10 protein-coding genes are annotated in these 8629 nt (G+C 70.3%); 8 read left to right on the plus strand and 2 right to left on the minus strand.

Annotated features, from left to right (window positions below; all coding sequences use genetic code 11):
• Window positions 1-201 precede the first annotated feature (201 nt).
• The 5 genes from N555_RS0102465 to N555_RS0102490 all read left to right on the plus strand — a co-directional run bounded on the left by N555_RS0102465 (window position 202) and on the right by N555_RS0102490 (window position 5177).
• Window positions 202-1179 carry a TIGR03621 family F420-dependent LLM class oxidoreductase gene (locus tag N555_RS0102465; RefSeq protein ID WP_029429914.1) on the plus strand — a complete coding sequence of 326 codons (978 nt, stop codon included), beginning with the start codon at window positions 202-204 and terminating at the stop codon, window positions 1177-1179.
• On the plus strand, window positions 1176-2054 hold the full coding sequence (locus N555_RS0102470) for a sugar phosphate isomerase/epimerase family protein (protein WP_029429915.1): 879 nt from the start codon (window positions 1176-1178) through the stop codon (window positions 2052-2054). Before N555_RS0102465 ends, N555_RS0102470 begins: the two co-directional genes overlap by 4 nt.
• Window positions 2051-3058 carry an aldo/keto reductase gene (locus tag N555_RS0102475; RefSeq protein WP_029429916.1) on the plus strand — a complete coding sequence of 336 codons (1008 nt, stop codon included), beginning with the start codon at window positions 2051-2053 and terminating at the stop codon, window positions 3056-3058. Before N555_RS0102470 ends, N555_RS0102475 begins: the two co-directional genes overlap by 4 nt.
• Before the next feature lie 180 nt (window positions 3059-3238).
• Window positions 3239-4279, plus strand: a complete 1041-nt coding sequence (locus N555_RS0102485; protein WP_034508363.1) for an aldo/keto reductase — start codon at window positions 3239-3241, stop codon at window positions 4277-4279.
• Window positions 4272-5177, plus strand: coding sequence for a DUF6282 family protein (locus N555_RS0102490; RefSeq protein WP_029429918.1), 906 nt, complete (start codon window positions 4272-4274; stop codon window positions 5175-5177). Before N555_RS0102485 ends, N555_RS0102490 begins: the two co-directional genes overlap by 8 nt.
• 66 nt (window positions 5178-5243) lie before the next feature.
• Here the strand turns inward: N555_RS0102490 and N555_RS0102495 are convergent, their stop codons facing one another.
• Both N555_RS0102495 and N555_RS0102500 read right to left on the minus strand, forming a co-directional pair.
• On the minus strand, window positions 5244-5549 hold the full coding sequence (locus N555_RS0102495) for an AtuA-related protein (protein WP_029429919.1): 306 nt from the start codon (window positions 5547-5549) through the stop codon (window positions 5244-5246).
• Window positions 5546-6904 (minus strand): acyclic terpene utilization AtuA family protein, encoded by a 1359-nt coding sequence (locus N555_RS0102500; protein WP_029429920.1) that lies wholly within the window; start codon window positions 6902-6904, stop codon window positions 5546-5548. Before N555_RS0102500 ends, N555_RS0102495 begins: the two co-directional genes overlap by 4 nt.
• 402 nt (window positions 6905-7306) lie before the next feature.
• On the opposite strand from N555_RS0102500, the gene N555_RS0102505 reads away from it, so the two are divergent.
• From N555_RS0102505 to N555_RS0102515, 3 genes are all read left to right on the plus strand, one after another.
• On the plus strand, window positions 7307-7489 hold the full coding sequence (locus N555_RS0102505; protein ID WP_029429921.1) for a hypothetical protein: 183 nt from the start codon (window positions 7307-7309) through the stop codon (window positions 7487-7489).
• A gap of 62 nt (window positions 7490-7551) precedes the next feature.
• Window positions 7552-7743, plus strand: coding sequence for a hypothetical protein (locus N555_RS0102510; RefSeq protein ID WP_029429922.1), 192 nt, complete (start codon window positions 7552-7554; stop codon window positions 7741-7743).
• Between the two features lie 141 nt (window positions 7744-7884).
• Window positions 7885-8629, plus strand: a 745-nt coding sequence (locus N555_RS0102515; RefSeq protein ID WP_029429923.1) for an FAD-dependent oxidoreductase, incomplete at its 3' end; no start/stop codon positions are given.

Genomic DNA, 8629 nt, shown 5'->3' on the forward strand with positions numbered 1-8629 from the left:
CACCGTATCCAGGATGCAAGGGGGTCGCTAGAGGTGATCAGCTCTTGATCCACCCCTGGGTGGGGTGTTAGACACCACGCGACGTTCTGCATCCTGCATCCCGGTGAGTCGCGCCACGCCCAGCGCCTCCAGCACTCGTCGCGACCACGCCGGTGAGCGTGCTCCGACGAGTTGAACAACGCCCGCTTCTGAGAGGTCTCGATGTCGCACCCCTTCCGATTCGGACTCATGGCCCAGGGCGGCTCGACCGTCGCGGAGGTCACCACCCGTGCCCGCCGGGCCGAGGAACTCGGCTACTACTCGATCCTCTACAACGACCACTACCTCGGTCCCGGCGCGGCCATGACGTCGGCCAACCACTCGATCCAGGCGTCGGCAGCCATCCCCACGGCCGTGCTGGCCGCCACCGCGACCGAGCGGCTCGTGATCGGCTTCCGGGTGCTGAGCGTCGACTACCACAACCCCGTGGTGCTGGCCAAGGAGCTCGCCACCATCGACGTGTTCAGCGGCGGTCGCCTCGAGGTCGGCATGGGGGCCGGCTGGGTCGAGGCCGAGTACGCCGGCATGGGCATCCGCTACGACCGCCCGGGCATCCGCATTGCCCGCCTCGGCGAAGCCGTCGAGGTGCTGCGCGCGTGCTTCGGAGAGGGAGAGGTCGACGTCCGCGGAGAACACGTCCACGCCTCGGGATTCTCGGGAGTGCCCAAGCCGGTCGGGCGCGTCCCGATCGCCATCGGCGGCGGCGGGCCCAAGATTCTCCAGCTCGCCGCCCGCAAGGCCGACATCGTCGCCTTCAACGTGAGTAACGCGGCCGGCAAGCTGACCGCTGACGGAACCAAATCCGCTACGGCGACCGCCGTCTCCGAAAAGGTCGACATCGTGCGCCAGGCCGCCGGGGAGCGCTTCGGCGACCTGCAGTTGGAGATCGGCAACTACTTCACGTTCGTGACCGACGACGTCGCCGCCACCGCGGCCACGCTGAGCGAGCGCACCCGCGGAGTTCTCGACATGCCCCTCGACGAGGTCCTCGAGCACCCGCACGCCCTCCTGGGCGACATCGACCAGATCTGCGACACGCTGGAGAAGCGTCGGGAGCTGTACGGCTTCAACTACATCACCGTGCGCGAGACCGAGATCGAGACGTTCGCGCCCATCGTTGACCGGCTGGCCGGACGATGAGCCGCCTCGGCGACGGCGGCACCCTCCTGTGCCACCACACGATCTCCGGCTCCCCTGTCACCGACAGCGCCCGTCACCCGCTGGAGGACCGGGCGGCCGCCGCGGCCGCCGCGGGCTTCACCGGCATCGGGCTGACGATCGCCGAGTACGACCACCTCGTCGCGACCGGGCACCGCGACCCGGACCTGCGCGCGGTCCTGGACGCCCACGGCGTCTCCGTTCCCGAGATCGAGTTCCTCAACGGCTGGTGGGCAGACGGCGAGCGCCTCGAGGCGGACCGGGCGAGCGAAGAGCGGTTGTACGCGATCGCCGAGGTCTTCGGAGCCCGCCATCTCAACATCGGGGCGAGCGCGCCGGTCGACGCCGCTCCCCCGTTGGACCTCATCATCGAGCGGTTCGCCGGGGTCTGTGACCGCGCCGCTGAACACGGGCTGCTCGTCGGGCTGGAGTACATGCCGTTCTTCGCATTGTCCGACGTCGGGAAGGCCTGGGAGGTCGTGCGTGCCGCGGACCGGCCGAACGGCGGCCTCGTCACCGACGCGTGGCACCACCTGCACGGCACCGACGGCCCGGAGACGCTGCGCCAGGTCCCTGCGGACCGGATCGTCGCCGTCCAGCTGTCGGACGCCGTTCCGGACTTGTCGGCGCCGCTCATCCCGCAGTCGATCAACAACCGTCTGTGGCCCGGTGACGGCGCGCTGGACGTGGCCGGATTCGTCGCGGTGCTCGAGGACATGGGTGTGACCGCCCCGGTCGGTCTCGAGGTCCTGTCGACCCGTATTCGGGGTCTGCCTGCAGCGCAGATCGCCGAGGAGGGCGCAGCCAGCCTCGAGCGTGTGCTGTCCGCGGCGAGGGCGTTGCCGAGCGCATCATGAGGTACCGCCGCCTGGGGTCCACCGGCCTGGAGATCTCTGCGATCGTCCTCGGCGCGGCGTCGTTCGGGGACACCGTCGACACCGACGCCGTCCACGAGGTCGTCGCCGCCGCCCTGGACGCCGGGGTGACGACGTTCGACACCGCGGACGCCTATGCCGGGGGACGCTCCGAGGAGATTCTGGGCCGAGCGCTCGCCGGCCAACGGCGCGAGGACATCGTGGTCTGCTCGAAGGTCGGTCTCCGTCCCGGCGACGCCGACGCCGACCACGCCGCCATCGTCCTCGGCCGAGCGGATCACGCGGAGCGCTGGCGGCGCGGGATCTCCCCCAGCGAGGCCGGGCTCTCCCGCAAGCACGTGCTGGAGGCGGTCGAGGCGACCCTCACCCAGTTGCGTACCGACTACCTCGACCTGTACCAGGTGCACCGGTTCGACCCGGACGTTCCGCTGGAAGAGACGCTCGGGGCGCTTGACGACCTGGTGCGCGCCGGGAAGGTCCGCTACCTGGGCTGTTCCGGCTTCGCCGCCTGGCAGCTGTTCCAGGCGCTGTGGGTCAGCGACCGTCGAGGGCTCGCCAGGTTCGAGAGCTTGCAGGTGCGCTACAACATCAGTGACCGGGTGCCCGAGCAGGCGGTCCTACCCGCCGCCGTCGATGCCGGGGTGGGGGTTCTCGCCTACCAAGTACTCGCCGGGGGGGTGCTGACCGGGCGCGCGGACACGGGGGGTTCGCAGACCAGACGCCGCTCCTCCCGCCCGTCGGTCGCCGGTCGCTACGTGAACGCCGACGTGATCGGCCGGGCCGAGCGACTGCGATCCGCCGTGCAGGAGGTCGGCATCAGCCCCGCGGCAGCGTGCGTCGGATGGGCACTGTCCCGCCCGGGCGTCACGGCGGCGGTCGTCGGCGCCTCGTCACCTGATCAGCTCGCTGGACTGATCAGCGGCGTGGAGACATCTGTGCCCGAGCACTTGTTGGATCAGCTCTCCGCCTTTGCCGTCCCGGCCTGAAGCAGGGACCGGACGCTCAGCCCGGGGACCTCGGAGAGCGTCCCCCCCGTCCACGATGTGTCGAAGGAGTCCGCCGACCGTGACCGCCCTGCACCGCCCGCTCCACCGCGTCGCCTCGGAGGTCGACGACGTCCTGAGGCGGAACGTCGCCCAGGTCGAGACCTCACGGGTTCCGACGGCATGAGATACCGCCGACTGGGGTCCTCCGGGGTGCTGGTGTCCGAGGTCGTGCTCGGGACGGCGACGTTCGGCGAGCTGACCACTCCGAACGACGTCGACGCCCTCGTCGACGCCGCGGTGGAGGCGGGCATCAACGCGATCGACACCGGAGACATCTACGCGGGCGGGCGCAGCGAGGAGGCTGTCGGGCGCGCTCTCGCCCGTCACCGCTCCCGCATGCTGGTGTGCACGAAGGTCGGGTTCGGGGTCGGCGACTCGACAGAGGCGTTGACGGCCGCCTCCCGCGGCGCGGACGATCCCGCGCGGTCCCGTCAGGACGGCCCGACGAACTCCGCAGGCCTCTCCCGCAAGCACATCCTCGCGGCGGTCGACGCGAGTCTGCGTCGTCTCGAGGTGGAATACATCGACCTCTACCAGATCCACCGATGGGATCCGGCCACCCCTCTGGAGGAGACTCTCGGTGCGCTGGACGACCTGGTGCGTGCCGGCAAGGTCCGCTACCTGGGGTGCTCCGACCTCGGGGGCTGGCAGCTGGTCAAGGCGCTGTGGACGAGTGACCGGCTGGGTCTCGAGCGGTTCGTGAGCATGCAGATCCCGTACAACCTGCTGACCCGGGAACGCGCCGAGACCGACCAGTTGCCGGCGTCGGCCGCCATGGGGGTCGGACCACTCGTCTACCAGCCGCTCGCCGGCGGGATGCTGACGGGACGGTACGACCATCGATCCGGTCCCGAGGAGGGCAGTCGATTCGCGGCGCGGCCGCTGTACCGCGCGCAGTACTGGAACGACGATTCCTTCGCGCTCGTCGAGCGGCTCCGGGTCGCCGGCGCGCAGTTCGGCCGCCCGGTCAGCGCCCTGGCGCTGGGGTGGCTGCTGGCGAAGCCGGCCGTGAACGCCGTCCTTATCGGCGCGGAGCGGCCCGCCGAACTGCGCGAGAACCTGAGCGTCGTCGAGGCGCCGCTGTCCGCCGACGAGCTCGCGGCCGTGGAGCAGGCCATGGTCGCACCTCCCGAGGGGGGTGGCGGGGACAAGCGTGGCTGACCCCGAGGCCACGCCGGTCCAGGGTCATCCCCCGGCCGAGCGGTGGCAGGACCTCCTGCACGGCGCGGTGGACCTGTACGTGCACGCCGAACCGGACCTCGTGCCCCGCCACGGGGACGACGTCGACCTTGGGCGGCAACTCGTGTCCTGGGGCTTCGCGGCAGGCGTCCACCGCAACCACCACTCCCCCACGGCCGAGCGCAGCGCACTGGTGCGCCGGCTGACCGGCGCACCACTCGTCGGCGCGATCCTCGCCAATCAGGCGGCGGGCGGGCTCGACCCCGTACCCGTGGACCTGGCGCTGCGCCACGGCGCACGCTGGGTCGGGCTGCCGACCCTGAGCGCCCGCCACTTCCGCAGCACGATGGCCGCCCGCGGCGCGCTCACCCCGGTGCTCGGCTTCGGCTCTGCAGAGCTCGAGCTGCTCGACTCTTCGGGGGCCATCCGCCCGCAGGTACTCGACATCCTCGAGCTGGCCGGGGCCGCCGCCGTGCCGCTCAACCTCGGCTACGCCTCGGCGACCGAGTGCGTGGCGGTCGCGCGCCGCGCGGCCGAGCAGGGGCTCACGCTCGTGGTGACCAACCCGCTGAGCGTGATGGCGTTGTCGACCGGTGAGGCCGCGGAGCTGCTGGACGCCACGGGCGCCTTCCTCGAGGTCACGGCGTACAGCCTGCATCCGTCCAACGCATCACATCGACTGGCCCCGCAGCTGTTCCGGCTGATGCGCTCGATCGGGGTGCAGCGATGCGTCCTCAGCTCGGACGGCGGCATCGCCACGGCACCGGCCTCGGACATCCTGCTGGCGATGGCGTGCGACGTCCTGAGCGGAGCCGGCTTCACCGAGGCCGAGCTCCGGACCCTGATTCAGGGCAACCCGCGCCGCGTCCTGGCGATCTGACCTGCGCACGACGCGGAACAGCCGCCGGTCATCCGTGATGACCGGCGGCTGTTCCGCGTCGTGCTCTCAGCCGTCGATGTCGATGTCGAGCATCAGCGAGGCATAGCTCTTGCCGTGCCCGTCCACGCGCAGGGAGAGGGACACCCCGCCGCCCAGAGCCTCCGTGAGCACGAAGTTGAGGGCAGGCAGGTTCGGGTACTCGTACCGGGTGACCGTCCCGGTCATCAGGTCCCCGAACTTGCGGCGCACGACGTCTTCCGTCAGCGCCTCCCTGATGCGCGGCCAGTCGGCGTCTTCATAGGGCAGGACGGCGATGTTGGCGATGTCGGCCTTGTCGCCTTCACGGGCGTAGGCAATCTCACGGAGCTTCATACGGTGTGCACCTTCACCTTCAGCGGCACGTCTTCGCGAGGCAGGAATGCCGGGGTCACCCCGATGGCACGCTGGAGGTTCACCGCGCCACGCCCACCGCCGGCGGCGGGACCGGAGATGGGGAGGTACTCCGCTTCCTCGAGGACGATCTCCGCACCTGCCTTCGTCTTGGTCCGCGCTGCGATCCGGATGCGGACGTCGGCCGGGTAGCCGCCCTCCAGCGACTCGCCGTAGAGCGCATTGACCCCGATGACGTCGGTCCGCCACTCGATGATGTCCGCGTCCCGGGAAGCCACCCGGGCGCGCACGATGTCACCGGCCAGGCGTGCTCGCTCGACACAGCCGGGACCGCCGTAGGAGATCTCGGCGAAGACCTTCCACCCCATGTCCAGCCCGACGAGCACCTTCAGCTTGTCCGGCCGTGGCCGGCCCGAGATACCGGAGAGGGCCACCCGGTCCGGCCCGAGCTCGCGGACCACCGCCTGGGAGTAGTCAGCGGTGACGTCGGGCGTCAGGTAGTTCGCGGGGTCGTGGACCTCGTAGGTGAGCTGGAGCTTCGTCGTGCGCTCATTCACCACGCCGCCGGAGCCCGGCAGCTTGCTCACGACGATGTGGTCATCGTCCACCTCGCACCACGGGAAGCTGAGGTTCAACCAGTTCGCGACCTCGTTGTACGGCGGGTCGGCGTAGTTGCCGCCGGTGATCGACGTGCCGCACTCGAGGAGGTGACCCGCCGCAGTGGCGACCGCGACCCGATCCCAGTCGTCGAGCGCCCAGCCGTTGACGTGGCAGATGGCGCCGACGTACGGAGAGGGGTCGGCAAGTCTGCCGCCGAGGATGAACCGGGCACCCTGCTGCAGGGCCTCGACCACCGGGTCAGCGCCGATGTAGGCATTGGCCGAGAGCACCCGGTCCTTGATCTCGGACACATTGCAGCCCTGTTCGGGCAGGTAGAGGTCCCGGTCGAGAACCTGAGCGAGCACGTCGTCCCCGGTGATGACGCCGACCTTGACGCCGGTCGCCCCGGCCTCGCGCAGCCGGTCGACGACGAGCTCTCCCCCGGCTTCGGGGTTGGCGGCACCGAAGTTCCCGATGACGGTCCCGCCGTCACGCACGTAGGGGGCGAGCCGGGTCGCAATCTCTCCGAGCCGCGGGTCGAACCCCGGGGCCGGGTTGTCGATGCGGCGCAGCCAGCCGGCTCCCGGGTCTTCGAGCTTGCGCAGCTGGTTGAGCGCCATCGAGCGCTCGGCCAGGCTGTCGAAGCCCATGTAGTCGACGATCCCCGAGTAGGCCATGTCCTCGGCCCAGTCGAGTCTGTCGCGGTCGAACGCGGAGCCGCAGCCAATGCGGATCATGACGCGTTCCCTCGGACCAGTTCCATGCCCATGGACTCCTTCGGCGCCGGCCGATGGCCAGCGGCATCGTCGGGTGGTGCCTCGTGTCCGACCTGCAGACACCGCCAGACCCTACATCCTGGATTCAGGGTCTTTCCATATGTCGGCCCGCTCCAGCTGCGGAGCCCGAAGTAGGTGTCGAAGCCGTAGCAGGATGTTGCGTTGCCGCGGAGCATCACCAGGCCTCGTGCTCGTCCATTCCAGCCGCGGCGATGATTTTCTCGGCCATCTGCTGGGACTGCGGGAAAGCTGATGTCGCCGTGCGGGCAGTCCGTCTCGAACATGGCCTGCCCCATGCTGATCTGATCGCGCAGCTTCAGACCCGCCAGGTCGTCGAAGACACAGCCGAACACCCGGCCCGGGATGCAGCTACTGGGCGGACGGGGGACGCGCTCGTGCAGGTCGGGCTCCCAGAGCTCGCAGACCGCGATCCGCCGGGCCGTCGAGCTCGGCAACGTCTGGATCCCCTTCCCCCACCCGCGCAGCGACCACGCACTGGAGCGCCACTCCGACCCGCTGGCCACGGCCGACGACCTGCCGCGCTGATCGCCGTCGCACACGAGCACGCGGAGCGGATCGGCCGGACCGCGCCGCTCGACGTCCCGTTCATGCCGGGCGCCCTGCCGAAGCTCGAGGGCCGGATCCCGTCGACCCAGGAGATCGTCGACGATTGCGGCCGACTGAAGGAGCTGGGCGTGACGTACCTGATGACGAGCGTTCCCGGCGCGACCATTGACGAACGCATCGCTGCACTCGAGCAGTACGCAGCCGACGTCCTGCCGGAGGATGCGCGCCTCTGACACCCGACGCTGCGCGCCCCGGCCCATCTTCAGCATCGTCTCGAGAGAGACCGGATGCAGGATTCACCTTGCGCTAGCGTGTGGCCGAAACGGATCTCCCGGGAAGGCCGCCGCCGCACCCCCTACGGAAGAGGACGAATCGTGCCGACCGACGACACCGTGCTGAGTTCGGCCAGCGCCTGGAGTGTGCACGACATCGAGTGGGACCTCACGAGCGACGTGGTCGTGGTCGGCAGCGGTGCGGCGGGGTTGAGCGCCGCCGTCACCGCCGCGGCGGAGGGCGCATCCGTCATCGTGCTCGAGCGCGCCGGCGCCCTCGGCGGGACGACAGCCAAGTCCGGCGGCGGGATGTGGATCCCGAACAACCCGCTGATGCAGGAGCAGGGCCTGGCCGACCCCCGGGCCGAGGCGCTGGACTACATGTCCCGCATCGCCTTCCCTGACCGCTACGACCGGGACGCGCCGACGCACGGCGTGCCGACGGCCGAGTTGGCGCTCCTCGAGACCTTTTACGACCGCGGCGCCGAGGCCGTGCAGGTCTTGGTGGATGCCGGAGGGCTGTACCTGAACAGGGAGCGCGGCCACATCTTTCCCGACTACCACGCGGATCTGCCGCAGAACGCTGCACCGATCGGACGTTCCTTCGGCCCGGCCATGCCACCGGAGCAGGAGCTTGCCGCCGGCCAGGCGGTCAACGCGAACCTGCCCGGGGGCACCATCCTCATTGAGGTGCTGCGCCAGGCGGCCAAAGCGCGCGGGGTGAAGCTGCTGTTGGGACACCGCGTAGTCCACGTGCACCAGGACGACGACGGCGCGGTGGTGGGCGTTGAGGTCCATGCCGGTCGTGGCCGAGGAACGGTCCTCGTGGGAGCCCGCCGCGGCGTCG

The organism is Blastococcus sp. URHD0036 (genome assembly GCF_000701365.1).
Lineage (GTDB): Bacteria > Actinomycetota > Actinomycetes > Mycobacteriales > Geodermatophilaceae > Trujillonella.

Bases quoted from the DNA above. Each gene is read 5' to 3' on its own strand.
- N555_RS0102485 (WP_034508363.1), top strand. From the start codon at position 3,239: ATGAGATACCGCCGACTGGGGTCCTCCGGGGTGCTGGTGTCCGAGGTC.
- N555_RS0102505 (WP_029429921.1), top strand. From the start codon at position 7,307: ATGCAGCTACTGGGCGGACGGGGGACGCGCTCGTGCAGGTCGGGCTCC.
- N555_RS0102510 (WP_029429922.1), top strand. From the start codon at position 7,552: ATGCCGGGCGCCCTGCCGAAGCTCGAGGGCCGGATCCCGTCGACCCAG.
- N555_RS0102470 (WP_029429915.1), top strand. From the start codon at position 1,176: ATGAGCCGCCTCGGCGACGGCGGCACCCTCCTGTGCCACCACACGATC.
- N555_RS0102475 (WP_029429916.1), top strand. From the start codon at position 2,051: ATGAGGTACCGCCGCCTGGGGTCCACCGGCCTGGAGATCTCTGCGATC.
- N555_RS0102495 (WP_029429919.1), bottom strand. From the start codon at position 5,549: ATGAAGCTCCGTGAGATTGCCTACGCCCGTGAAGGCGACAAGGCCGAC.
- N555_RS0102465 (WP_029429914.1), top strand. From the start codon at position 202: ATGTCGCACCCCTTCCGATTCGGACTCATGGCCCAGGGCGGCTCGACC.
- N555_RS0102500 (WP_029429920.1), bottom strand. From the start codon at position 6,904: ATGATCCGCATTGGCTGCGGCTCCGCGTTCGACCGCGACAGACTCGAC.